This is a genomic window from Flagellimonas rhodophyticola (genome assembly GCF_049332665.1).
Taxonomy (GTDB): Bacteria; Bacteroidota; Bacteroidia; order Flavobacteriales; family Flavobacteriaceae; genus Flagellimonas.
The window spans coordinates 1,909,037-1,932,500 of record NZ_CP186326.1; the positions used below are offsets into that span (position 1 = coordinate 1,909,037).

Here is a 23,464-nt window from a genome sequence, read left to right on the forward strand (position 1 = left end):
ATAGATATTATGAAAACAAATCAACAACAGTCAAAATTATTGCCCACTAAAAAGGTTCAAATTGAAAAATTTGGGTTAAACATTCGTTATGCAGAATTAGGGAAAAAAGAAAACCCAACGATACTATTATTGCATGGTGTACCAGAAAACCTTCATACATGGTATGATGTTGCACCAGCTTTATCAAAAGATTACTATGTGCTGGCTCTAGATTGGCCGGGTTTCGGGGGTAGTGAAGCCTTTTCGAATCTCAAGGATCATAATCCAAGAAATTTTGCAGCTATGGCAATGGACTTTTTGAATACTTTGGATATTGACCATGCTCACGTTATGGCAACGGATATTGGCCTATCTCCAGCATTGATTATGGGGGTTGAAAACCCTGAAAGGATTGGAAGAATTATAGTTATGGATGGAATTCCGTTTCCTACGAGTGCGTATTCGTCTTGGGAAGTAAGAAGTTTTGCACGGAAGAATTCTATTCGTGCAAAGGCACTTATCAAATGGTTTCCTAAGATTTCGGCCCAGATTGCTTATAACAAAGGGTTTTATAAGAAACATAATATTCCTAGCGAGGTACAGCAAGAATTTCTAGCTGATGGATACAACAAGACCACTCAAAATGCCTTCTTGTCATTCTTTCAAAACAATGCTCCAGGTCAAGCTTATTTGGAAAGTAGAATACATGAGATTGAACAACCTGTTTTGGTAATATGGGGTAAGCACGATCGTTTTATTAATGTTAAGTTGTCAGAATTATTGGCCTCAAGATTAACTAATGCGAGATTGGAAATCATAGAAGATTCTGGGCACTTTGTGCAAATGGATAAGCCAACCAAGTTGCTCTATCATTCCATAAACTTCTTGAAGGAAGGCAAGGCGGTTAAGAGCTCTATGATAAGCGTTTAAAACAAATGTTTTTTTCAAATATAAAGTTGCATATACAACTTTGAATATAAAACCATAATTAATCAAAAATCAATTAAGTAGTAATATATAAATCAAAGTATAATGAAAACCGAAATTTTAATAACCGGTGCTACCGGAACAACTGGCCAGTATGCCATAGAACACTTACTGGCCAAAGGAAAAAGAGTTAGAGCCATGGTCCGCACTGTTGACCATAGAAGTGATGCCTTAGAAGCTCTAGGAGTAGAGGTGGTAAAAGGTGATTTTATGGATACAGATAGTTTGGAAGCTGCCATGAAAGGAATAAAAAGAGCATATTTTTTATACCCGTTTATTGATTATTTACCAAAGGCGGCGGCCTATTTTGCCAAAGCTGCCAAAAACATGAAACTGGAAATGGTGGTTGCAATGTCTCAAATGGGGGCCAGCGAAAATTCGCCAAGTCCAGCAACGCAAAATCATAGTATTGCAGAACGCATAATGGATTGGGCTAACATAGGTGCTGTTCACATTAGACCTGCTCTTTTTGCATGGAATTACCTCGGATTTGCGGCTCCGACTGTTGCAGACCACCAAAAGTTTTATTACCCACTTGCAAATGCAAAGTATTCTATAGTGCACCCAAAAGATGTAGGGGAGGTAGTTGCTGAGATTTTAGCAGATGAAGATACTTCTAAACACATAGGCAATAGGTATGAAATAACCGGCCCAACGCTTTATTCGGGACAAAAGGTTGCAAAGGATATTTCTGAAACTATTGATAAACAAGTAGATTTTGTTCCGATTTCAGTGGATGCTTGGATTGAGAATATTAAGAGTCATCCAACTATAAATGAATTTTTGGCCAAACACTTAAAGGAGTTCAGTTCGGAGGTTGGTGATGGGAGATTCAGTAGACTAACCAAGACAGTTCAAGAAATTACAGGTCATAGGCCCCGTAGTTTTAAGACATATTTGGAGGAACACAAGGAGATGTTTGTTTAGTGAAAATATATAAGTTCGAATATGGTCGAACTTTAGATATATCACTGCTCGTAAACATAAAAGCCTGTAACTAAGTTACAGGCTTTTAATATGACATCACTATTTTTGAAGTGACCTGACTGGGGCTCGAACCCAGGACCCTCTCCTTAAAAGGGAGATGCTCTACCAACTGAGCTATCAGGTCAAAAATTACTTCGCTTCTTTGCTTAAGCGGGTGCAAATATAAGCCCAATAATTTATTAGACAAACCCAATTAATGATAAATTTGTATTTTTTTGAAAACACCTTTAAATCCTTTAAATGAAAGTAGTTTTAGTCGGGTATATGGCGAGCGGTAAGTCTTCAATTGGAAGATTATTGGCAGAACAATTGGGAATTCGGTTTATCGATTTGGATGAATATATCGAAGAACAAAACCAACTGTCGATTTCTGAAATTTTCTCACAAAAGGGAGAGATCTACTTCAGAAAACTGGAACATCAAATGTTAGAACAAGTGCTGGACGAAAATGAATCCGTTCTACTTTCCACTGGTGGAGGAACGCCATGCTATGGTAATAATATGGATACGATTGTGAAAAAATCTGACCATTCCATTTATTTGCAATTGCCGGTTTCGGTTTTAGCAGATAGAATTAGTAAAGAAAAGGATACACGACCGTTGGTGAGCGACCTGTCAAATGACGAACTTCCCGAGTTTATTGGCAAACACCTTTTTGAAAGGAGACAATTCTATTCACAAGCTCAGCACAGTATCAACTGCGATAATAAATCTATGGAAGAAATAGTTGCTGAAATAAGAGAACTGCTACTCTAAATATACCGCATCGTTTTTGGATTCAAATTCCACGCGAATGTGTTCATTCAAGGAAGTGGAAAGTGAGATTCCCTTATAATCAGCCTTAATTGGGTATTTTTTGTGGTTTCTATTTACCAGGACAGCAGTTTTTAATTGTTTGATAGGGGTTTTTAGAAAGTGGTGCACCCCATAGATCAATGTGGTACCTGAATTTAAAACATCATCCACAAGAACAATGGATTTGTCCTTATAATCATCTTCCGATATTGAAGTGTTCACACCACTTTGCAATGGATTTTTTTTGTCCATTTGAAGCTGGCAAAGCACAATTTGTGCGTCGGTAATCTTTTTAAGCACTGTGGCTATTTTTTTGGCAAAGTTCAAACCGCCTCCAACTATTCCAGCTACAACAATTTCTTTTTCGTCGACATTCGCCTCATAAATTTGATAAGCTATGCGCTTGACAGTATGTTGTATTTGTTCGTGGGTAAGAATGCGATTCACCATAAAACAAGCTTTTGATCAAAGATAAAGAAACCAATCATTCAGATTCATCCAAATATCCATCAATATCCCTTCTATCTTTTTTTGTTGGCCGACCCAATCCTTTTTTTCTGTAATGGTCTTTGGCATGTTTTAACAAATCTGTATGCTCAAATGCCTCTTTCGGCGTGGTATCTTTTCTATAGATATCTACCAATTTAGCTCCAACCCTACTTTCTGGAATATCCAAAACTGTAAGCTGATAATCTATTTGGTTTTTTCTTAAAACAATGGTGTCCATAGGATAAATCTCTCGCGAGGGCTTGACAACACTGCCATTCACCCTAATATGCCCTTTTTTAACAGCATTTGTGGCAACGTTTCTGGTTTTAAAGTATCTAATACACCAAAGGAATTTATCTATGCGCATAAACTCTGCAAATCTTTGTTAATGCAATACGCAAAAATAGCGGAAAATCGTATCTTGCGCAGCTAAATTATAAACTTGATGAAGCACGGAATTTTTGTTTTCTTATTTGTTGCGGTATTTTTTACTTCGTGTAACAATGATGATGGCGGACCTGATGTTATTACAGTACCACCACGATTGTTGGCTGAGGTGGCTCCGGAGAATGATGAAGAGATCAAAGAGTTTTTAGAAACCCACTTTTATAATTACGAAGAATTTGCGTCACCCCCAGCAGGTTTTGATTTCAAAATCAAGATAGATACCATAGCTGGAGCAAACTCCGATAAGACCCCATTAATAAGTCAAGTTAGCCAAATGGTAGTTGAGGTATCTTCAATTGAGCATTTGTTATCTGAGGAAGAAATCGACATTCCTCATACCATGTATTACTTGACGGCTCGAGAAGGCGTAGGGGAGAACCCAACAGTTGCGGATTCGGTTTTTGTCCGATACGAAGGGCTTCTATTGGATGGAACTTCATTTGATGCTTCTTCCAATAATGCAGTGTGGTTTGATTTAGCCAGACTTCAAGACCTTTCCCAAGGTTTTAGAGGATTTGCAGAGGGGACACCAAATTTTAAAGGAGGAGGAACCGTCACGGAAAATGGAGATGGAACCGTAACCGTAGATGGCTATGGTGTTGGGATGATTATTTTTCCTTCAGGCTTAGGTTCTTTCGAGGCGCTCAGTACTTCGATTCCTCAATACAGTCCACTTATTTTTAATATAGACCTATATACTATAAACACTACTGATCATGACAATGATGGGATTCCTTCCATCGAAGAAGACCTTAACGGAAATGGTTTTTTATATGATGATAACAGTGATGTTCAAAGTGAAGAAGATGCTGGTCTAACGGTAAGATTTGCTGATTTTCAAGATGCTGATGATGACGGTGATGGGGTATCCACAAGGAATGAAATATCGGATGATAATGGCAATATAATTTTACCATATCCCGATAGCGATGGTGATGGAACTCCAGATTATTTAGATCCAGATGTAAACTAGGATTACTTATACAAAACAAAAAAGCCACCTTTTAGGTGGCTTTTTTTATTTCAATAGAGAATTATTTTCTAGTTGAGTTTTAGTGAAAGAGCAAATATGACCTGAGATGGTCTGGAATCTACTCGTCCCTCAATATTTGTTATATTATTTCCTATAAACTGGGCTTCGTTTTCTGAAAACCCTCGTTCATATCTAACATCCAATCCTATCTTTCCAAGGTTGACACCAACCCCTGCATTTAATCCAACAGAGAAATCATTTTCAACATCTTGAACTTGTAAATCCCCGAGATCATTGCTCAATACATATTGAAAAGCAGGTCCAGCAAAGACATGGAGCGGTCCAACAATTTTAACCCCTATAAGCACTGGAAGGTCCAATTTGGATAAATCGTAGTCATTGGAGTTATTTTCTACGTTGTAGGAACTCTTGGTTTTGGTATACACCAATTCAGGTCGAATGTACATTTTTGGAAAATCCAATTTTCCCCAAAAACCGAAGTGGTATCCGGTTTTTCCCTCAGCACCCTCTACTGCATTTTGTGCAGAGTTGCTGACTGTTTGAATTAGGTCTCCGTTCTTGTTGTAGCTAAGTCCTGCCTTGATTCCCCACCCGGTTCCACCTTGGGCGAATGCAGCTGTTCCCATTAGGGCAAAAGCCGCCATTAGAAGCGTTTTTTTCATAAGTGTTTCGTTTAATTGATTGAAGCAATATCAAATATGATACCGAAAAATCTATTTTCGTTTCAACACTTTTAAAACGGCTTTTTCAATGGCTTTATTGTTCAATCCGTATTTCTGCATAAGTTGTTCTGGAGTTCCACTTTCACCAAAAGTATCTTGTGTGGCTACAAATTCCTGTGGCGTAGGATGATGGCTTGCCAATACTCTGGAAACACTTTCTCCAAGTCCGCCTAAATAATTATGTTCTTCAGCAGTAACTACACATCCGGTTTTCTTGACGGAGGCCAAAATCGCCTCATCATCCAAAGGCTTGATGGTGTGAATATTGATTACTTCGGCAGAAATACCTTGAGTTTCTAATTTTTCCGCTGCAATTAAGGATTCCCAAACCAAATGGCCAGTGGCAATAATGGTAACATCTGTTCCTTCACTGAGCATAAGTGCCTTACCAATTTCAAATTTTTGGTCAACTGGAGTAAAATTCGCCACTTTCGGTCTTCCAAAACGCAAGTATACGGGACCATGGTGCTCGGCAATAGCCAAGGTTGCAGCTTTTGTCTGATTGAAATCGCAAGGGTTAATAACGGTCATGCCCGGAAGCATCTTCATTAAACCGATATCTTCTAAAATTTGATGTGTAGCTCCATCTTCACCAAGTGTAATACCTGCGTGGGAGGCACAGATTTTCACATTTTTATCCGAATAAGCGATGGATTGACGTATTTGATCATAAACCCTTCCTGTTGAGAAGTTGGCAAAAGTACCTGTAAAAGGAATTTTTCCCCCGATGGTCAAACCTGCGGCTATGCCCATCATATTGGCTTCTGCAATACCAACTTGAAAGAATCGCTTGGGGTTCTCGTCAATAAATGTCTGTATTTTTAAGGAACCAACTAAATCGGCACATAAGGCAACCACATTTGGATTTGTTCTTCCCAATTCGGTCATTCCCGCTCCGAATCCACTTCTAGTGTCCTGTTTTCCTTGATCTGTATATTTGGTCATGTCTGTTTCTTAAGAATTAATAATCACCTAAAGTTTCTGGATTCTGAGCCAATGCAGTTTCCAATTGTTCATCACTCGGGGCTTTGCCATGCCACGCATGGGTATGCATCATAAAATCTACCCCGTTGCCCATCATTGTCGTCATTATTATGCAAACAGGCTTTCCTTTTCCAGTTCTGCTTTTGGCCTCATTTAAACCAGCAATAACTTGGTCTAGGTCATTTCCATTTTCAATTTCCAAAACATCCCATCCAAAAACTCTAAATTTTTCGGCAACATCTCCTAGTGGCAATACATCATCTGTTGATCCGTCTATTTGTTGTCCATTTAAATCAACGGTGGCAATGTAATTATCTACCTTGTTTCCGGCGGCATACATAATGGCCTCCCAGTTTTGACCTTCCTGCAATTCTCCATCTCCATGTAAACTGTATACCAAATGGTTATCTCCATTTAGTTTTTTCGCCAAAGCAGCTCCTACAGCTACAGACATGCCCTGACCTAGAGACCCTGAGGCAATACGGACCCCAGGAAGCCCTTCATGCGTTGTAGGGTGACCTTGCAGACGGGAATCAATTAATCGGAAGGTATTGAGCTCATCGATTGGAAAATATCCTCTTCTTGCCAGAACACTATAAAACACCGGAGAGATATGCCCATTGGAAAGGAAGAAAAGGTCTTCTCCATTTCCATCCATATCAAATCCATCCTTAAGTTCCATGATTTCATTATAAAGAGCAACGAAGAATTCCGTGCACCCCAGTGAACCACCTGGATGTCCTGAATTTACCTTATGGACCATTCTCAAAATGTCCCGTCTAACCTGGATAACTAAATCCTCTAATTCTTGAGTGTTTGGCATTGTATCTATTTTATGGTGGCAAAAGTAACGGCAATCGTTCTGCTACACAAGCGCTAACACATTATTTTACGAACTGCTTTTTAACAGTTAAACTTTATTTTTTTGTTAAGGCTTTGTGGAAAATGAGATAGCTATATTTGCGGTCTTAAACACGAGTGTTGAAATTTACTTTACTTCAAAAAGATAAGGAGAGCAAGGCACGGGCAGGAGAACTGACCACCGACCATGGTACAATACAAACACCTATTTTTATGCCTGTGGGTACGGTTGCCTCTGTAAAAGGGGTACACCAACGTGAGCTGAAGGATGAGATAAATCCAGATGTTATTTTAGGTAATACATATCACTTGTTCCTAAGGCCGGGAGTTGACATTTTGGAAAAAGCCGGCGGGTTGCACAAGTTTATGGGTTGGGATAGGAATATTTTGACCGATAGCGGAGGATATCAGGTGTATTCACTTTCTGACAATCGTAAGATAAAAGAAGAAGGGGTAAATTTCAAATCCCATATCGATGGCTCAAGACACTTTTTTACTCCTGAAAATGTAATGGAGATTCAACGGACCATTGGCGCTGACATTATCATGGCTTTTGACGAATGTACACCATATCCCTGCGATTACAATTATGCCAAGAGATCTATGCACATGACCCATAGATGGTTGGATAGGTGTATTTCTCATTTGGAAAAATTGCCTTTTAAATATGGGTATTCCCAGAGTTTTTTCCCAATAGTTCAGGGATCCACCTATAAAGATTTGAGAAAACAATCTGCGGAATATATTGCTTCAGTAGAAGCAGAAGGAAACGCTATTGGTGGACTTTCTGTTGGGGAGCCCGCAGAGGAAATGTACGCAATGACGGAAATCGTTTGTGATATCCTGCCAGAGGATAAACCGAGATATTTGATGGGGGTTGGCACTCCTATTAATATATTGGAAAATATTGCTTTGGGTGTGGATATGTTTGATTGTGTTATGCCAACGAGAAATGCACGAAATGGTATGTTGTTTACGGCTCATGGAACCATCAACATAAAGAACAAAAAATGGGAATCCGATTTTTCACCCATTGATGAGATGGGAATCACTTTTGTGGATACAGAGTACTCCAAAGCATATCTCCGGCACCTCTTTGCGGCCAACGAATATTTAGGGAAGCAAATAGCTACTATTCATAACCTTGGATTTTATCTTTGGTTGGTACGTACTGCAAGAGAACGTATTTTAGCAGGGGATTTTAGAGAATGGAAGACCAAAATGGTTCAACAAATGGATAAAAGATTGTAATGCTTACCATACTCGACAGATATATCTTAAAACGGTATTTGGTCACCTTTTTGGGGATGCTCCTTCTTTTTGTTCCCATTGGCATTATGGCCAATTTGGCTGAAAAAGTGGGTAAAATCATTGATAATGAGGCTCCCTTGGCCGAGGTGATTGTGTTTTATGGCAATTTTACTTTAGTAATAGGGAATCTGTTACTTCCTATATTCTTATTTCTGTCGATTATATTCTTTACTTCTAAACTGGCCAGTAATACGGAAATTGTTGCTATTCTGAGTTCTGGGGTTTCCTATTGGCGATTTTTAAGACCATATTTGATTGGAGCTACCTTGGTAGCTATTCTTATTTTTTTGATGGGAATGTTCATTGTGCCACATGCCAGCATAGGATACAACGAATTCGAATACAAATACTTTAAAAAAGGAAGGAAAGTTCAGGAAACTTCCAACATCTTCAATCAGCTAAACGAGAACGATTATTTGTACGTGAGCAGCTTCGACCCGGAAAGGAAAAACGGAAGGGATTTTACCTACGAGCGTTTCAATGAGGAGAAAAAATTGGAATGGAAAATTTCTGCAAGCAGTATTCGATGGATAGAAAAGGACAGCTCATATCGTTTAACCAATTATGTGAAGCGTAAGTTGAAAAATGATGTTGAGGTAATGCAAACGAAAAGAAGATTGGATACGGTTTTTTCATTCAAAATTGAAGACCTTACTCCAGTTTCCTATGTAGCTGAAACGAAAAACCTGTTTGAGCTCAATGAATTTATTGATGACCAACAACGCAAAGGCGCATCAAACATCAACGCCTACGTTCTTGTAAAATATAAACGATGGGCGCTACCGATTGCAGCTTTTATCCTCACCATTATTGCGGTGGCTGTATCTTCCGTTAAGCGTAGGGGAGGTATGGGTCTTAACCTTGCGTTTGGTATAGGGGTAGCTTTTATCTATATCTTTTTTGATAAAGTGTTCGGTACTTTGGCAGAACAATCTGGATTTTCACCATTACTGGCGGTAGTCATGCCCAACCTTATATTTGGTGTATTTGCAGTTTATATGCTTATGAAAGCCAAACGTTGATACCTTATTATTTTTAATTCATCATTTTTTAGGAGTGTGCCGTAAAGTTTTATATTTGTGCCCACCATATTCTGAAATCAACTTTACATGGAGTATCTCGATTTTGAACTTCCAATACAAGAATTAGAGGACCAATTACAAAAATGTATGGTCATAGGCGAGGAAAGTGACGTTGACGTCAGTGAGACCTGCCAACAAATAGAAAAGAAACTTGAAGAGACCCGCAAGGATATCTACAAGAATCTTACCGCCTGGCAAAAGGTACAATTATCCAGACATCCAAATAGGCCATATACCATGGACTATATCAACGCCATATGTGGAGATAGTTTTTTGGAACTCCATGGCGATAGAAACGTTAAGGATGACAAGGCAATGATCGGAGGCCTAGGGAAGATTGGCGATCAGAGCTATATGTTCGTGGGACAACAAAAGGGATATAATACAAAGACCAGGCAATATCGGAACTTTGGTATGGCCAATCCGGAAGGATACCGCAAAGCCCTTCGTTTGATGAAATCTGCGGAAAAATTTGGGATTCCAGTGGTGTGTTTTATAGATACTCCGGGTGCGTATCCTGGAATTGAAGCCGAAGAACGTGGTCAAGGAGAAGCTATCGCCCGAAATATATTGGAAATGACCCGTCTTAAAGTTCCAATCATTGTTGTCATTATTGGAGAAGGAGCTTCAGGAGGAGCATTGGGTATTGGAGTTGGAGACACTGTTCTTATGTTGGAGAACACGTGGTACTCTGTTATTTCACCCGAGTCTTGTTCGTCAATTTTGTGGAGAAGTTGGGAGTATAAGGAACAGGCAGCTGATGCCCTTAAGCTTACCGCTTCAGATATGAAAAAACAAAAGTTGGTAGATGAAATTGTCCGTGAACCTTTAGGTGGGGCACATACCAATAGAGAAAAAACTTTTGATACCGTTAAGAATAAAATTTCCACCCATTACGAGGAGCTAAAAAAGTTATCACCAAAAGAATTGGTGAAAGCAAGGATGGAAAAATATGCCTCAATGGGCGTGTTCAACGGGTAATCAGGGTTTTTCGGAGGTAGTACCTTTTTATTAGATTTTTTCTTCAAACATTCTCACGTTATTAACAATATTTCTGAGTTTTCAACAGTAACTTTGTTGAAGACCTGTGAACATCCGAGCATGAAAGTTTAAAGTTAACTAAAGGTTAATTACCTACATTCGCAGTTATGGATAAGCCTAGCCCAATTATCGGTCATAAAGTTGACAAATCCACTATCATAAACCTGGAGCGAGGTAAAATTCCTCCGCAAGCAGTTGATTTAGAGGAAGTTGTGCTTGGCGCTATGATGATTGACAAAAAAGGCGTAGACGAAGTAATAGATATCTTACATCCAGATGTTTTTTATAAGGATGCGCATAGATTTATTTATGAGGCCATCTTCAAATTGTTCGAATCTTCCGAGCCTGTCGATTTATTAACCGTTTCGTCCCAGTTAAAGAAAGAGTCTCGGTTAGAAGCTGTAGGAGGGGACTTCTACCTTATAAAATTGACACAAAAAGTAGCTTCTTCGGCACATATTGAATTTCATGCCCGGATAATCCTTCAGAAATATATACAACGGAGTCTAATAAAAATTTCAAGTGAGATTATTGAAGATGCATACAGTGAATCAACAGATGTATTTGATTTATTGGACAATGCGGAAGCAAAATTATATGAAGTTACCCAAGGCAATTTGAAACGGTCCGCTGAGACTGCACAAGATTTGGTAATTCAAGCCAAAAAGAAGATTGAGGAAATCTCGAACAAAGAGGGGATGAGTGGCATACCTTCCGGATTTGACAAATTGGACAAACTGACATCGGGATGGCAACCTAGTGATTTGGTGATTGTTGCCGCCCGTCCTGGTATGGGTAAAACTGCTTTGACACTTTCCATGGCCCGGAATATTGCCGTTAATTCTGAGATTCCGGTTGCATTCTTTTCATTGGAAATGTCATCGGTGCAATTGATTACACGATTGATTTCTTCGGAAACAGGGCTTTCATCTGAAAAATTGAGGACAGGTCGCTTGGAAAAGCACGAATGGGAACAACTCAATGTTAAAGTAAAGACATTGGAAAAAGCACCTTTGTTCATTGATGATACCCCATCTCTTTCTATTTTCGATTTACGTGCCAAGGCACGAAGATTGGCTTCTCAGCACGGTATAAAACTTATCATTATTGACTACTTACAGTTAATGACAGCTGGTGGAAGTCAAAAAGGGGGGAATCGTGAACAAGAAATTTCCACCATATCAAGGAACTTAAAAGCTCTTGCAAAAGAATTGAATGTTCCTGTTATTGCATTATCACAGCTGTCTAGGGCAGTGGAGACCAGAGGAGGTAGTAAAAGACCTATTCTGTCGGATTTGAGAGAGTCTGGTGCTATTGAGCAAGATGCAGATATTGTTTCTTTTATTTATAGACCTGAATACTACAAAATTGACGAGTGGGATGATGAGGAACGGACTCCGACACAAGGTCAGGCCGAGTTTATTGTAGCAAAGCATCGTAACGGTGGTTTAGAGAATATTAGGTTAAAGTTTGTGGGTGCTCTAGGTAAATTTGATAACTTGGATGACTTTGACTCCCCATTCGAATTCCAATCGAAGATGAATGCGAATGAGGAAAATCCTTTTGCAACCCCAAATCTTCCCAGTACGGATGAGGCATTTGGCAGCGCAATGAACAGCGACGATGATCCAGATAATGACGTACCCTTCTAATAGAATTTCATTTGTATCCCTTCGAGGGCAATCCAGTGGTGTACTTTCAATATTCTTATTTTTTCTCTTTTCAATTTCCATAAAGGCCTCCGTAATTCTTATCCCTATGGACGCAGAAGGTCAGGAAAACCACTTAAAAGCATATGGGATTACTTATTGGGTGTTGAACAAACAGCAAAAGGTACAATGGCTGTTAAACTATAGAGGAGGTTCGTTTTTATTGCCTGATGGAGAGGCCATACGCAAGGAATGCCAAATCCGCGGAGTGTCTTTTGAAGTGTTGACTGATGCAAAAGCAGAATCTATCTTGGATGAAATCAGTAGCCCTTCACAAAACCAAGATGCTGTTATATTGGAAAAAGCTCCGAAAATAGCGGTCTATTCACCCAAGGGAAACCAACCTTGGGATGATGCGGTGACTATGGTACTGACCTATGCGGAAATTCCTTATAGCACTGTTTATGATGAAGAAGTGTTGGACGATAAATTGGCCCTTTACGATTGGTTACACTTACATCACGAGGATTTTACGGGTCAATATGGAAAATTTTATGGCGCATATCGCGCGGCACCATGGTATATTGAACAAAAAGCTGAAGCCGAAGCACTAGCTCAAAAGTTGGGATTTAGCAAGGTTTCTGAAGAAAAGAGAGCGGTAGCATTAAAAATTAGAAATTATGTTATCGGTGGAGGATTTATGTTTGCCATGTGTTCGGCCACTGATAGTTTTGACATAGCATTGGCCGCAGAAGGTGTTGACATTTGCGAACCTATGTTTGATGGAGATCCGTCGGACGCGAACTATCAGGGTAAATTAGACTTTAGTAGAACATTTGCGTTTTCCAATTTTATACTTGAACGTAATCCTCTGCGCTATGAGTTTTCATCCATTGACATGACCAATAAACGCCGAAATGTTCCCAGAGAATCGGATTATTTTTCATTGATGGAATTCTCAGCCAAATGGGATCCCGTTCCTACGATGCTCACCCAGAACCACACCAGTTTGGTCAAAGGGTTTATGGGGCAAACAACTGCATTCACTCGTGATGAGGTTAAACCTACCGTAATGGTTCTCGGAGAAAACAAGCTAAATAGTGAAGCGCGATACATTCATGGTATTAAGGGGAAGGGGTTCTTTACATTTTATGGTGGCCACGACCCTGAAGATTACCAACACAGGGTAGGAGACCCAAAAACAGAGCTAGAACTGCACCCAACTTCACCCGGTTACCGGTTGATTCTAAACAACGTATTGTTTCCGGCAGCCAGAAAAAAGAAGCAGAAAACATAAATTTCTTTGATAGAGGTTGATGAATGTTCAACCTTTATGACCGGTCTATTAGTTCATTTTCCCAATTGTTCAGTAGTTCTTCGCACACTTCCGAAAATTGCTTTTTCAAAAAAGGATGAATCATAAGATTGTGTATCCATTTCGAATAGGTAAAATCAAAAATCATAATGATTTTGGTCTGATTTTCGGCTACAGCCTGCACCTTCCAAGTGCCTTTGAGCGACTTAAATGGAAATGGATAATCCTTGGCTGATGTATCTACAGTGAATGCATATGCCTCGCCTTCTTTCCAAAGAGTAGCGGTCTCGGTCCAACTTTGAGCAGAATGCGAACACTTGCGCACCATTCCTTCCCCGTAACCTGATAGGATTTCAACTCGATCAATATTAGGTGCTACCTGATGATAGTTGGCCACATTGGAAACAACCGTCCAAGTCTCTTGTTTGGAAGCCGATACAACCCGTTCATAAACCAACTGCTTTGAACCTTTTGTATGCCCTTCATCAATTTTGGCCAATCCCCATAACTGACCTAATCCAAAGAAAAGTACAATCAGGGCGACAAGGGCAATGCATTTATAGCCTTTTCCAGTAATGTTGAAAGGTTTGAATATGAGTATTCCAGCACTGGCCAAAACCCAAATGAAATCTTGGACAATAATGTAAAAGACTCCGACGTCATCTGGTCTTGACACCTGGACAAAAACAGATATTGAAAAAATCACCAAACCTATTCCCAAAACCCAAAAAGGAGTGGCTTTGGACCTTCCGAACCATTTGGCTATGGTTTTATGAAAACCTATTAGAGAAATTCCGCAAAGCATGGAGAAAATGGCATTGGCCAGCAAGAAAAATTGAAGTGAACTCATTGTGTAGATTTTATTACAAAAGTCCTACCTCAAGTTTTAATTTCTCTTGACATTTGGTAAGAAATAAAGAACCTACCCCTTTCTTAACCTACTTAATGATTCAGCTGTAATACCCAACATGGAAGCGATATACTTAAGCGGTACATGATTAAAAAGAGCCGGTTCTTCAGCTAGTAGATTGTCCAAACGTTGCTGAGCCGTAGTGTGTAGTTGCGAAAACATGCTCTTTTCAAGAAGTGCAAAGGAATGAGCCAACAGGTGATTATCGAATTCAAGCCACTTTGGAGTAGTTTCACATAATTCAAAATGATCCTTTCTTTTAATTATACTCAGTGTACAATCAGAAAGTGCTTGAATATACCAGTGATTTGGTGTTTCAAATACAAAACTGGAAAGTGAGGTAATGAACTTACCTGTGCTTCCAATCCAAAATGTGATTTCCTTACCATCTGCAATGTCATACATCCGCAAGTACCCAGAATTTATAAAGGCCATTTTTCTACAAACCTTATCGGGCTCCAAAAAGAAATCTCCTTTTTTTAGCTCAACCTTCTGGAAATTGGAAGATATTTTGTGAAGGTCCTCTTTGTGTATGCGAATTTGATTAGCTATACATTGTTCAAGTTGTTCCATTTCGGCCTAAGAATGGGTTAATCTTTTTATAATTTCTTGGTGTTTTGGGAATTTCGTAAGGAGTTCATCTCTTTTTGGTAAAACGAAATCGTCAAAATCAAAACCTGGGGCTACCGTGCAACCCACGAAAGAGAAGCTATCGGGATTGATGGTTTTAGCTGCAAACCAATACCCTCCTGGCACCGCAAATTGAGGAATTTGTCCATCTGAAAAATCACTTCCGATGTTCTGTTCTGAATACTCGCCTTTATCAGAAATTAGGTACAGCTTCAAAGGCGAGCCTGAATAAAAATGCCAAATTTCATCTTGATTTATTCTGTGGAAGGCCGAAAATGTATCCGAGGTAAGCAAAAAATAAATGGCGGTGGAAAAGTTTCGGTTTCCGGAATATGCTGAGGGTAGAGTAGAAGCCGGAATTTGTCCTTCACTTCGGTAAGTTTCGGAAAAATAACCACCCTCGGGATGTGGTTTAAGGTTGAATTTAGAAATAAGAAGTTTGATGTCGCTCATATCAGTTTCTCCAAAATTCGTTCCACCCCAAAATCATCGTTACTAGCGGTTTCAAACTTCGCTATTTTTTTTACGTTGGGATGAGCGTTGGCCATTGCAAAACTATTGTCTGCCAGCGATAGCATTTCCAAATCGTTATTGTAATCTCCAAAGACCAAAACTTCATCGGACTTAATATTATAGATGTCCATGACTTTTTGTAATGCGTTTCCCTTATGAGCTTCAATATGGTTCAAGTCAACCCAATTTTGACCAGATACCTTGACCTTAACCTGATCGTTTAGATGTTTTGTTTTTGGATATATATATTCTTCAGCACTGACTCCATGGTAAACCGCAATTTTTACAATTTCATCAGTCACCGACAAGTAATCCTCAACAACCTCATATTGGGAATAATATTCTTTGAGTTGTTCTAGAAAAGACATAGAGTTACCGTCAAAATACGACTTGTATTTTCCACATAGCATTGCATAAGCACCATCTATTGAATCGACAATTTTCAGGAGCTCGTTAGTCAGGCTCTGATTTATGGGAGTAACGGATAGCTCTTCATCACCTTCCTTTACCAAGGCACCGTTCTCTGAGATAAAAATGATATCATTTTTGATTTTATGTAGTTTGTCGGCCATACTATGATACTGCCTACCGCTGGCAGCCACAAATCGGATGTTTTTGGCTTGGAGTGCTGCAAAAATTTCAAAGAATCTATCGCTTACCCGATGGTTGGAATTTAACAGCGTTCCATCCATGTCGGAGACGACTATTTTTATTTTTGAAAGGTCCATAGTGTATTTTAAAGTTGCAAAGGTATGGGATGATTGGGGAATGCTGTAAACTTTGTATTAATTTCACAACTTATGAAATTTTACCAAAAAGAACTACGTCTTAAACCATATGCAAGAGGTTTTCATTTGATTACAGACACTGTGGTTGAAGCGCTTCCTGAATTGACAAACATGAAGATTGGAAGTTTACAAGTTTTTATTAAACACACTTCAGCGGGGCTGACCATCAATGAAAATGCTGACCCAACGGTCCGCATGGATTTTGAAAGTCATTTTAATGAAATGGTGCCTGAAAATGCTCCATATTATATACATACCTATGAAGGCCCTGATGATATGCCTGCACATATAAAAGCATCTTTACTGGGAAGTTCTGTTCAAATTCCGATTACCGATGGGAGATTGAATTTGGGTATTTGGCAGGGTATTTATCTTTGTGAACATCGAGATCATGCCTCAGGCAGAACCTTGGTACTAACTGCTTTTGGAAGCTGAATTATTTGAAGAGTTTTTTATTGATTTTCTTTACCCACATGCGGTACATTTTTTTTGATGGATGTAAACTGTCAGATGCAATTAAGGAAGGATTTACCAACGCGTTTCTTGACATTTTTGTAATCTCAATGAAGGTAGCACCCTGTTTTTTAGCTTCTTTTTCAATCAATGTATTGTAAGCTTTAAGTTCCTGAACAATTTTTGCTTTATCCTTAAATCGCGCAAAGGGTGTAACACTCCAGTCTGGAATAGAAAGTACAAAAACGTTCTTCGGATTACCGTTGGCCATTTGGATACTCTTATTTAAAAGCAACGGAAACTCTTTTTCGAATACTTCAAAATCAATTCCTTTGTACTGATTATTAACACCAATCAAGAGACCTACCCGGTCATAGTTTGGTTCTAGCTGTTCGGCTTGAATAGCAGATAATAAATCTGTGGTGGTCCAACCAGCTTTGGCTAAAACTTTGAAAGGCTTTACGTCAATTTTCTTTTTTTGGGATTGATGCACAAATTGCAAAGGCCAGCTATTCACCTTTGACTCACCTGTGCCTGCAGTGTAACTATCGCCTAAGGCCAGAAAAGAAATACTATTGTTCTGACTAAATGAAATTGCCATTGTAAAAATGACAATGAAAAAGGTAACAGGATATTTTAACATGCTTTAAATAAAGCTTTAAAATACAAAAATCCCGCTCAGCTGAGCGGGATTTAATAAGCGGGGTAAGTTTATATTAACTCTTATTTTACTCTTTCAACGATAGCTTTAAAAGCATCTGGGTGGTTCATTGCTAAATCGGCCAAAACTTTTCTGTTAAGTTCAATACCGTTAGATTTTACCTTGCCCATGAATTGAGAGTAGGACATTCCATGCATTCTTGCACCTGCATTGATACGGGTAATCCAAAGTGCACGGAAGTTTCGTTTTTTGTTTCTTCTATCACGGTAAGCGTAAAGCATTGCTTTTTCTACCGCATTTTTGGCTACTGTCCAAACGTTTTTACGTCTTCCAAAGTAACCTTTGGCTTGCTTCATCACCTTTTTTCTTCTGGCTCTGGAAGCAACTGAATTTACTGATCTTGGCATAATGTTACATTTTTTTGTAGTGGGCGGTCAATTTTTGACACTTGTATGGGCCCAACTCCATGGTTAATAATTAATGTACCTGATTGAACAATTATTTTAAACGTAATTGTTCTTTAATACTGTTGACATCAGCCTCATGTACTAATGTGGAGTGTGTCAACTTAAGCTTACGCTTTTTCGATTTTTTCGTCAATATATGACTCTTAAAAGCGTGCTTTCTTTTGATTTTACCAGAACCGGTAAGCTTAAAACGCTTTTTGGCACTGGATTTTGTTTTCATTTTAGGCATTTTCTCCTATTTATATATTACGCTGAACAAAGTTCAGCATCCCGCTCTACTTATTTTTTGGTCTTGGGGGCGATGAACATAGTCATTCGCTTTCCTTCCAACTTTGGCATTTGTTCAACTTTACCAAGCTCTTCAAGCTCTTGGGCCAAACGTAGCAACAATATTTCACCTTGGTCCTTATAAACTATCGATCTTCCTTTAAAGAAGACATAAGCTTTTAGTTTGGCACCATCTTTTAAGAATTTTTCAGCATGTCGCTTTTTAAATTCGTAATCATGGTCATCCGTTTGTGGACCAAAACGTATTTCTTTAACAACCACCTTGGTGGCTTTGGCCTTCATGGCCTTATCTCGTTTCTTTTGCTCGTAAAGAAACTTTTTGTAATCAATAATTTTACAAACTGGTGGATTTGCTTTTGGCGAAATTTCCACCAAATCAAGTTCCAGTTCGTTGGACTTTGCCAGTGCTTTTGCAATAGGATACACTCCTATTTCTACATTATCCCCAACAAGCCTAACCTCAGGGGCTGTAATCTTTTCATTGATATTATGAGGGTTTTTGTTTTCCCTCCTTGGTTGGGGTCTAAATCTTCTTCGTATTGCTATGACTTATACTTTTTAATTAAACTCAATTTTTTAGAACGACTTTAAGGTACTATTTATTTCAGTAGATACCAAGTCGGAAAACTTACTTAGACTAATACTTCCAAAATCTTCGCCTCCATGCCTTCTTACAGCTATAGTTTCTGCTGCTTCCTCCTGCTCACCAACAATGAGCATAAACGGAATTTTTTTGAGCTCAGCCTCACGAATTTTCTTCCCTACCGTCTCATTCCTATTATCAATGAGCGCGCGAATTTCGTGATTTTCTAAAGAATTCAAAACTTTTTCCGCATATTTTTCATGTTTCTCGCTGACAGGCAATACGATAGCCTGAGTCGGAATCAACCATAATGGGAAATTCCCTCCGGTATGTTCCAGTAGCAATGCCACAAAGCGCTCCATGCTTCCAAAAGGTGCACGGTGAATCATTACGGGTCTGTGCAACTCATTATCACTGCCTTTATACGTAAGATCAAAACGTTCTGGTAGATTATAGTCAACCTGGATGGTGCCCAATTGCCATTGTCTTCCGAGTGCATCTTTGACCATAAAATCCAATTTTGGTCCGTAAAACGCAGCTTCTCCAGTTTCAACTACAAAATTGAGACCTTTTTCTTCAGCAGCATTGATAATGGCTTGCTCAGCTTTTTCCCAATTATCAGTATCACCAATATATTTTTCAGGTTTTTCCAAATCACGAACAGAAACCTGCGCAGTAAAATTTTCAAACCCCAAGGAGCCCAAGACATATAATGATAAGTCAATCACTTTTTTAAACTCATCATTCAACTGATCTGGAGTACAAAAAATATGGGCATCATCCTGCGTAAAACCTCTTACTCGAGTTAATCCGTGTAATTCACCACTCTGTTCATATCTATATACGGTACCAAATTCAGCGTATCTTATAGGTAAGTCCTTATAGCTAAATGGACTACTATTATATATTTCGCAGTGATGAGGACAGTTCATTGGCTTCAATAAAAACTCCTCTTCGTCTTTAGGTGTATGTATGGGTTGAAAACTATCTTCTCCATATTTTGCATAATGGCCAGAGGTCACATAGAGTTCTTTTTGGCCAATATGTGGTGTGACCACCATTTCATATCCTGCTTTTTTCTGCGCTTTTTTCAGAAATTGCTCTAAGCGCTCTCTAAGTGCTGCACCTTTTGGGAGCCAGAGTGGAAGTCCTTGGCCTACTTTTTTAGAAAAAGTGAACAGTTCCAGTTCTTTACCCAATTTTCTGTGATCCCGTTTCTTGGCCTCTTCCAACAATTCCAGATATTCGGTAAGTTCTTTTTGTTTTGGGAACGAAGTACCATAAACACGGGTTAGTTGTTTGTTGTTTTCATCTCCCCTCCAATAAGCACCTGCAACACTTAAAACTTTAATGGCTTTTATGATTCCTGTATTTGGAATGTGCCCACCACGACATAAATCGGTAAAAGTACTATGGTCGCAAAATGTGATTGTACCATCTTCAAGATTTTCAATGAGTTCTACCTTGTACTGATTATCCTGGGCTTTATAATAGGAAAGTGCTTCAGCTTTTGTTACACTTCGCATTTTATAATCATGTTTTTCCCTGGCTATTTCCAATGCCTTCTTTTCTATTGCAGGAAAGTCTTTTTCAGATATGGACTGCTCTCCAAAATCTACATCATAATAGAAACCATTTTCAATGGCAGGACCAATCGTTAATTTTATTCCAGGATACAATTCTTCCAGAGCCTGAGCAACAACATGAGAGGTAGAATGCCAAAAGGCCTTCTTACCCTCGCTGTCTTTCCATGTATATAGAATTAAACTGCCATCTTCAGATAAAGGGGTGGTGCTTTCAATAGTTACATTGTTAAATGATGCGGAAATAACATTCCGAGCCAATCCTTCGCTAATTCCTTTTGCAACTTCCATCGGAGTTACACCATTTTCATGTTCTTTGATGCTTCCGTCTGGTAATGTAATCTTGATCATTCCCTTTATATATGATAATAAGGGCACAAAGATAACACCTTGTGGTAAGGCACACAATATAGTATACATTGATTTATTTTAACAAAAAGTGGTACTATAGATTGATAGGCTGATTCTAAACTTGTTAAAGGAATAATGAGGTGACATTTTATGGTTGTAATATGATAAGAAGCTGGTATGGTATTTATTGCGTCATAAGTTGTATTCAAAATAATACATTAGTTGGCTATATAGAAGGATCAATTTTTAGTGATGAAGTGATTTTTTGTCCCTTTTTGAATATTTTTTTAGCGCCGTAAATGCCTATAAAACAAGGCCTTTTCAGAGTACTAGGTACGCATGGCTAAAAATCTTTCAAAAAAAAATGTCAATAGTTTGGTCAGAAGAAAAAAAGGGTTCTATATTTGCACCCGCTTAGCTGATAAGGCTGGGTATTTTCCGAGAGGGTTTGGGTCATGGGATAGGGGCCATTTTTTTTCTCTCGGGGTTATTGAAGAAGTTCATTTGACATATTGTATAGACAGCGTAAAAGAGAACAAAGAACCATTTTGATGTCAAGGACTGGATTTGTCGTATAGTGGGATATCGATAGATATTTAACGATAGACAATGAAGAGTTTGATCCTGGCTCAGGATGAACGCTAGCGGCAGGCCTAACACATGCAAGTCGAGGGGTAACAGGGATTGCTTGCAATCCGCTGACGACCGGCGCACGGGTGCGGAACGCGTATGGAACCTGCCCCTGTCAGGGGAATAGCCCAGAGAAATTTGGATTAATGCCCCATGGTAACACGATATCGCATGATATTTTGTTTAAAGATTTATCGGACAGGGATGGCCATGCGTACCATTAGTCAGATGGTGAGGTAACGGCTCACCATAACTACGATGGTTAGGGGCCCTGAGAGGGGGATCCCCCACACTGGTACTGAGACACGGACCAGACTCCTACGGGAGGCAGCAGTGAGGAATATTGGACAATGGGCGGGAGCCTGATCCAGCCATGCCGCGTGCAGGATGACTGCCCTATGGGTTGTAAACTGCTTTTATACGGGAAGAAACCCATCTACGTGTAGATGGCTGACGGTACCGTAAGAATAAGGACCGGCTAACTCCGTGCCAGCAGCCGCGGTAATACGGAGGGTCCGAGCGTTATCCGGAATCATTGGGTTTAAAGGGTCCGTAGGTGGGCCATTAAGTCAGGGGTGAAAGTCTGCAGCTCAACTGTAGAATTGCCTTTGATACTGGTGGTCTTGAGTCGTTGTGGGGTTGCCGGAACATGTGGTGTAGCGGTGAAATGCATAGATATCACATAGAACACCGATCGCGAAGGCAGGTGACCAACAACGTACTGACACTGATGGACGAAAGCGTGGGTAGCGAACGGGATTAGATACCCCGGTAGTCCACGCCGTAAACGATGGATACTAGCTGTCGGGACTTCGGTCTCGGCGGCCAAGCGAAAGTGATAAGTATCCCACCTGGGGAGTACGTTCGCAAGAATGAAACTCAAAGGAATTGACGGGGGCCCGCACAAGCGGTGGAGCATGTGGTTTAATTCGATGATACGCGAGGAACCTTACCAGGGCTTAAATGCAGTCCGACAGCTTTAGAGATAGAGTTTTCTTCGGACGGATTGCAAGGTGCTGCATGGTTGTCGTCAGCTCGTGCCGTGAGGTGTCAGGTTAAGTCCTATAACGAGCGCAACCCCTACCGTTAGTTGCCAGCGAGTCAAGTCGGGGACTCTAACGGGACTGCCGGTGCAAACCGTGAGGAAGGTGGGGACGACGTCAAATCATCACGGCCCTTACGTCCTGGGCCACACACGTGCTACAATGGCCGGTACAGAGGGAAGCCACCACGCAAGTGGGCGCGGATCTATAAAACCGGTCACAGTTCGGATCGGGGTCTGCAACTCGACCCCGTGAAGCTGGAATCGCTAGTAATCGGATATCAGCCATGATCCGGTGAATACGTTCCCGGGCCTTGTACACACCGCCCGTCAAGCCATGGAAGCCGGGAGTGCCTGAAGTCCGTCACCGTAAGGAGCGGCCTAGGGCAAAATCGGTAACTAGGGCTAAGTCGTAACAAGGTAGCCGTACCGGAAGGTGCGGCTGGAACACCTCCTTTCTAGAGAAGAGATGTCCTGGACAATGTCCTGTCCGGCATCGAGGTGGTCCTTTTCTTTTATGCTGTCTTATAATATGTAAACATACTGGCAATTTAGGCCAAACAGTCTCATAGCTCAGCTGGTTAGAGCGCTACACTGATAATGTAGAGGTCGGCAGTTCGAGTCTGCCTGAGACTACGCAGAAACGGTCATGAAGGCTGTTACGTTCATTAAAATAGGAAATTCTGGAAGTTGGGCAACCATTGGTTGACAGGTTACGATTAACTGCAAACTGTTAACTGTGAGCTGGCTACCGTGAATGGGGAATTAGCTCAGCTGGCTAGAGCGCCTGCCTTGCACGCAGGAGGTCACCGGTTCGACTCCGGTATTCTCCACTAGGCCAATAAAGTTGGCCCGACATGACATTTTGTTTTTGTCGGTGCCGGCTCGGCATAAGTTCATTGACATATTGGGACGGAGCACG

At 40.0% G+C, this 23,464-nt stretch carries 24 protein-coding genes, 3 tRNA genes and 1 rRNA gene; 13 read left to right on the plus strand and 15 right to left on the minus strand.

Annotation, left to right across the window (positions count from 1 at the left end; translation table 11 throughout):
* Window positions 1–9 precede the first annotated feature (9 nt).
* Window positions 10–909 carry an alpha/beta fold hydrolase gene (locus ACOKFG_RS08600; RefSeq protein ID WP_298794850.1) on the plus strand — a complete coding sequence of 300 codons (900 nt, stop codon included), beginning with the start codon at window positions 10–12 and terminating at the stop codon, window positions 907–909.
* Between the two features lie 102 nt (window positions 910–1,011).
* Window positions 1,012–1,893, plus strand: a complete 882-nt coding sequence (locus ACOKFG_RS08605) for an NAD(P)H-binding protein (RefSeq protein ID WP_298794852.1) — start codon at window positions 1,012–1,014, stop codon at window positions 1,891–1,893.
* 111 nt (window positions 1,894–2,004) lie between these two features.
* Here the strand turns inward: ACOKFG_RS08605 and ACOKFG_RS08610 are convergent.
* A tRNA-Lys gene (locus ACOKFG_RS08610) sits at window positions 2,005–2,077 on the minus strand.
* A 116-nt stretch (window positions 2,078–2,193) separates the two neighbouring features.
* Between ACOKFG_RS08610 and ACOKFG_RS08615 the strand changes: the two genes are divergently transcribed.
* The gene (locus ACOKFG_RS08615; protein ID WP_298794853.1) at window positions 2,194–2,709 is read left to right on the plus strand and encodes a shikimate kinase; all 516 of its coding nucleotides are present in this window, start codon (window positions 2,194–2,196) and stop codon (window positions 2,707–2,709) included.
* On the opposite strand, the gene ACOKFG_RS08620 is transcribed toward ACOKFG_RS08615, so the two are convergent.
* Together ACOKFG_RS08620 and ACOKFG_RS08625 are read right to left on the minus strand one after the other, a co-directional pair.
* Complete coding sequence (locus ACOKFG_RS08620; RefSeq protein WP_298794855.1) at window positions 2,701–3,198, minus strand: phosphoribosyltransferase family protein; 498 nt, start codon at window positions 3,196–3,198, stop codon at window positions 2,701–2,703. The genes ACOKFG_RS08615 and ACOKFG_RS08620 overlap by 9 nt on opposite strands.
* Window positions 3,199–3,232: 34 nt before the next feature.
* A complete protein-coding gene (locus tag ACOKFG_RS08625; protein WP_298794857.1) occupies window positions 3,233–3,604 on the minus strand; it encodes an RNA-binding S4 domain-containing protein in 372 nt (123 codons plus the stop codon).
* 78 nt (window positions 3,605–3,682) lie between these two features.
* Between ACOKFG_RS08625 and ACOKFG_RS08630 the strand changes: the two genes are divergently transcribed.
* Window positions 3,683–4,657 (plus strand): hypothetical protein, encoded by a 975-nt coding sequence (locus ACOKFG_RS08630; protein ID WP_299488546.1) that lies wholly within the window; start codon window positions 3,683–3,685, stop codon window positions 4,655–4,657.
* Window positions 4,658–4,725: 68 nt separating this feature from the next.
* Here ACOKFG_RS08630 and ACOKFG_RS08635 read toward each other — a convergent pair whose 3' ends face one another.
* The 3 genes from ACOKFG_RS08635 to ACOKFG_RS08645 are packed head-to-tail and all read right to left on the minus strand — an operon-like array spanning window position 4,726 to window position 7,207.
* Window positions 4,726–5,340 carry an outer membrane beta-barrel protein gene (locus ACOKFG_RS08635; RefSeq protein ID WP_299488543.1) on the minus strand — a complete coding sequence of 205 codons (615 nt, stop codon included), beginning with the start codon at window positions 5,338–5,340 and terminating at the stop codon, window positions 4,726–4,728.
* A gap of 51 nt (window positions 5,341–5,391) precedes the next feature.
* Entirely contained in the window at window positions 5,392–6,345 is a 954-nt protein-coding gene (locus ACOKFG_RS08640) for a transketolase C-terminal domain-containing protein (protein WP_299488541.1), read from the minus strand.
* A gap of 16 nt (window positions 6,346–6,361) precedes the next feature.
* Window positions 6,362–7,207, minus strand: a complete 846-nt coding sequence (locus tag ACOKFG_RS08645; RefSeq protein WP_299488539.1) for a transketolase — start codon at window positions 7,205–7,207, stop codon at window positions 6,362–6,364.
* Between the two features lie 158 nt (window positions 7,208–7,365).
* On the opposite strand from ACOKFG_RS08645, the gene tgt reads away from it, so the two are divergent.
* From tgt to ACOKFG_RS08670, 5 genes are all read left to right on the plus strand, one after another.
* Window positions 7,366–8,496 carry a tRNA guanosine(34) transglycosylase Tgt gene (gene tgt, locus ACOKFG_RS08650; RefSeq protein ID WP_299488536.1) on the plus strand — a complete coding sequence of 377 codons (1,131 nt, stop codon included), beginning with the start codon at window positions 7,366–7,368 and terminating at the stop codon, window positions 8,494–8,496.
* Complete coding sequence (locus ACOKFG_RS08655) at window positions 8,496–9,578, plus strand: LptF/LptG family permease (RefSeq protein ID WP_422861080.1); 1,083 nt, start codon at window positions 8,496–8,498, stop codon at window positions 9,576–9,578. The genes tgt and ACOKFG_RS08655 overlap by 1 nt, the downstream gene beginning before the upstream one ends.
* An 87-nt stretch (window positions 9,579–9,665) precedes the next feature.
* Window positions 9,666–10,619, plus strand: coding sequence for an acetyl-CoA carboxylase carboxyltransferase subunit alpha (locus ACOKFG_RS08660; protein ID WP_298794866.1), 954 nt, complete (start codon window positions 9,666–9,668; stop codon window positions 10,617–10,619).
* A gap of 167 nt (window positions 10,620–10,786) precedes the next feature.
* Window positions 10,787–12,331, plus strand: coding sequence for a replicative DNA helicase (dnaB, locus tag ACOKFG_RS08665; RefSeq protein ID WP_298794867.1), 1,545 nt, complete (start codon window positions 10,787–10,789; stop codon window positions 12,329–12,331).
* Window positions 12,315–13,625, plus strand: coding sequence for an asparagine synthetase B (locus ACOKFG_RS08670; protein ID WP_422861081.1), 1,311 nt, complete (start codon window positions 12,315–12,317; stop codon window positions 13,623–13,625). The genes dnaB and ACOKFG_RS08670 overlap by 17 nt, the downstream gene beginning before the upstream one ends.
* Window positions 13,626–13,659: 34 nt before the next feature.
* Here the strand turns inward: ACOKFG_RS08670 and ACOKFG_RS08675 are convergent, their stop codons facing one another.
* The 4 genes from ACOKFG_RS08675 to ACOKFG_RS08690 form a co-directional block, all read right to left on the minus strand.
* Window positions 13,660–14,493 (minus strand): type II toxin-antitoxin system RatA family toxin, encoded by an 834-nt coding sequence (locus ACOKFG_RS08675; protein ID WP_422861082.1) that lies wholly within the window; start codon window positions 14,491–14,493, stop codon window positions 13,660–13,662.
* 72 nt (window positions 14,494–14,565) lie between these two features.
* Window positions 14,566–15,126 carry a Crp/Fnr family transcriptional regulator gene (locus ACOKFG_RS08680; RefSeq protein WP_422861083.1) on the minus strand — a complete coding sequence of 187 codons (561 nt, stop codon included), beginning with the start codon at window positions 15,124–15,126 and terminating at the stop codon, window positions 14,566–14,568.
* Window positions 15,127–15,132: 6 nt separating this feature from the next.
* Window positions 15,133–15,636 carry a cupin domain-containing protein gene (locus ACOKFG_RS08685; protein WP_422861084.1) on the minus strand — a complete coding sequence of 168 codons (504 nt, stop codon included), beginning with the start codon at window positions 15,634–15,636 and terminating at the stop codon, window positions 15,133–15,135.
* A complete protein-coding gene (locus tag ACOKFG_RS08690; protein ID WP_299488524.1) occupies window positions 15,633–16,424 on the minus strand; it encodes an HAD family hydrolase in 792 nt (263 codons plus the stop codon). The genes ACOKFG_RS08685 and ACOKFG_RS08690 overlap by 4 nt, the downstream gene beginning before the upstream one ends.
* Before the next feature lie 72 nt (window positions 16,425–16,496).
* Here ACOKFG_RS08690 and ACOKFG_RS08695 point away from each other — a divergent pair, with 72 nt between their 5' ends.
* Entirely contained in the window at window positions 16,497–16,919 is a 423-nt protein-coding gene (locus ACOKFG_RS08695) for a secondary thiamine-phosphate synthase enzyme YjbQ (protein WP_299488521.1), read from the plus strand.
* Window position 16,920: 1 nt separating this feature from the next.
* On the opposite strand, the gene ACOKFG_RS08700 is transcribed toward ACOKFG_RS08695, so the two are convergent.
* The 5 genes from ACOKFG_RS08700 to thrS form a co-directional block, all read right to left on the minus strand.
* Window positions 16,921–17,580 carry an SGNH/GDSL hydrolase family protein gene (locus tag ACOKFG_RS08700; protein ID WP_422861085.1) on the minus strand — a complete coding sequence of 220 codons (660 nt, stop codon included), beginning with the start codon at window positions 17,578–17,580 and terminating at the stop codon, window positions 16,921–16,923.
* Between the two features lie 80 nt (window positions 17,581–17,660).
* A complete protein-coding gene (rplT, locus tag ACOKFG_RS08705; protein WP_073181708.1) occupies window positions 17,661–18,005 on the minus strand; it encodes a 50S ribosomal protein L20 in 345 nt (114 codons plus the stop codon).
* A gap of 91 nt (window positions 18,006–18,096) precedes the next feature.
* Entirely contained in the window at window positions 18,097–18,294 is a 198-nt protein-coding gene (gene rpmI / locus ACOKFG_RS08710; RefSeq protein WP_083467556.1) for a 50S ribosomal protein L35, read from the minus strand.
* Between the two features lie 50 nt (window positions 18,295–18,344).
* Window positions 18,345–18,893, minus strand: a complete 549-nt coding sequence (infC, locus tag ACOKFG_RS08715; RefSeq protein ID WP_298794878.1) for a translation initiation factor IF-3 — start codon at window positions 18,891–18,893, stop codon at window positions 18,345–18,347.
* 36 nt (window positions 18,894–18,929) lie between these two features.
* Window positions 18,930–20,870, minus strand: coding sequence for a threonine--tRNA ligase (thrS, locus tag ACOKFG_RS08720; protein WP_422862185.1), 1,941 nt, complete (start codon window positions 20,868–20,870; stop codon window positions 18,930–18,932).
* Window positions 20,871–21,476: 606 nt separating this feature from the next.
* On the opposite strand from thrS, the gene ACOKFG_RS08725 reads away from it, so the two are divergent.
* The 3 genes from ACOKFG_RS08725 (at window position 21,477) to ACOKFG_RS08735 (ending at window position 23,375) form a co-directional block, all read left to right on the plus strand.
* A 16S ribosomal RNA gene (locus ACOKFG_RS08725) occupies window positions 21,477–23,000 on the plus strand.
* A gap of 104 nt (window positions 23,001–23,104) precedes the next feature.
* Window positions 23,105–23,178: transfer RNA gene (locus ACOKFG_RS08730), tRNA-Ile, on the plus strand.
* 123 nt (window positions 23,179–23,301) lie between these two features.
* Window positions 23,302–23,375 (plus strand) — tRNA-Ala (locus ACOKFG_RS08735).
* The last annotated feature ends 89 nt before the right edge of the window (window positions 23,376–23,464 follow it).

Coding starts and splice junctions, on each gene's coding strand:
- ACOKFG_RS08620 (WP_298794855.1), bottom strand. CDS start 3,198: ATGGTGAATCGCATTCTTACCCACGAACAAATACAACATACTGTCAAG.
- ACOKFG_RS08660 (WP_298794866.1), top strand. CDS start 9,666: ATGGAGTATCTCGATTTTGAACTTCCAATACAAGAATTAGAGGACCAA.
- ACOKFG_RS08615 (WP_298794853.1), top strand. CDS start 2,194: ATGAAAGTAGTTTTAGTCGGGTATATGGCGAGCGGTAAGTCTTCAATT.
- rplT (WP_073181708.1), bottom strand. CDS start 18,005: ATGCCAAGATCAGTAAATTCAGTTGCTTCCAGAGCCAGAAGAAAAAAG.
- ACOKFG_RS08685 (WP_422861084.1), bottom strand. CDS start 15,636: ATGAGCGACATCAAACTTCTTATTTCTAAATTCAACCTTAAACCACAT.
- ACOKFG_RS08645 (WP_299488539.1), bottom strand. CDS start 7,207: ATGCCAAACACTCAAGAATTAGAGGATTTAGTTATCCAGGTTAGACGG.
- thrS (WP_422862185.1), bottom strand. CDS start 20,870: ATGATCAAGATTACATTACCAGACGGAAGCATCAAAGAACATGAAAAT.
- ACOKFG_RS08700 (WP_422861085.1), bottom strand. CDS start 17,580: ATGTTAAAATATCCTGTTACCTTTTTCATTGTCATTTTTACAATGGCA.
- ACOKFG_RS08655 (WP_422861080.1), top strand. CDS start 8,496: ATGCTTACCATACTCGACAGATATATCTTAAAACGGTATTTGGTCACC.
- ACOKFG_RS08605 (WP_298794852.1), top strand. CDS start 1,012: ATGAAAACCGAAATTTTAATAACCGGTGCTACCGGAACAACTGGCCAG.
- ACOKFG_RS08630 (WP_299488546.1), top strand. CDS start 3,683: ATGAAGCACGGAATTTTTGTTTTCTTATTTGTTGCGGTATTTTTTACT.
- ACOKFG_RS08680 (WP_422861083.1), bottom strand. CDS start 15,126: ATGGAACAACTTGAACAATGTATAGCTAATCAAATTCGCATACACAAA.
- dnaB (WP_298794867.1), top strand. CDS start 10,787: ATGGATAAGCCTAGCCCAATTATCGGTCATAAAGTTGACAAATCCACT.
- ACOKFG_RS08640 (WP_299488541.1), bottom strand. CDS start 6,345: ATGACCAAATATACAGATCAAGGAAAACAGGACACTAGAAGTGGATTC.
- ACOKFG_RS08670 (WP_422861081.1), top strand. CDS start 12,315: ATGACGTACCCTTCTAATAGAATTTCATTTGTATCCCTTCGAGGGCAA.
- rpmI (WP_083467556.1), bottom strand. CDS start 18,294: ATGCCTAAAATGAAAACAAAATCCAGTGCCAAAAAGCGTTTTAAGCTT.
- ACOKFG_RS08695 (WP_299488521.1), top strand. CDS start 16,497: ATGAAATTTTACCAAAAAGAACTACGTCTTAAACCATATGCAAGAGGT.
- ACOKFG_RS08635 (WP_299488543.1), bottom strand. CDS start 5,340: ATGAAAAAAACGCTTCTAATGGCGGCTTTTGCCCTAATGGGAACAGCT.
- ACOKFG_RS08675 (WP_422861082.1), bottom strand. CDS start 14,493: ATGAGTTCACTTCAATTTTTCTTGCTGGCCAATGCCATTTTCTCCATG.
- ACOKFG_RS08625 (WP_298794857.1), bottom strand. CDS start 3,604: ATGCGCATAGATAAATTCCTTTGGTGTATTAGATACTTTAAAACCAGA.
- ACOKFG_RS08690 (WP_299488524.1), bottom strand. CDS start 16,424: ATGGACCTTTCAAAAATAAAAATAGTCGTCTCCGACATGGATGGAACG.
- ACOKFG_RS08600 (WP_298794850.1), top strand. CDS start 10: ATGAAAACAAATCAACAACAGTCAAAATTATTGCCCACTAAAAAGGTT.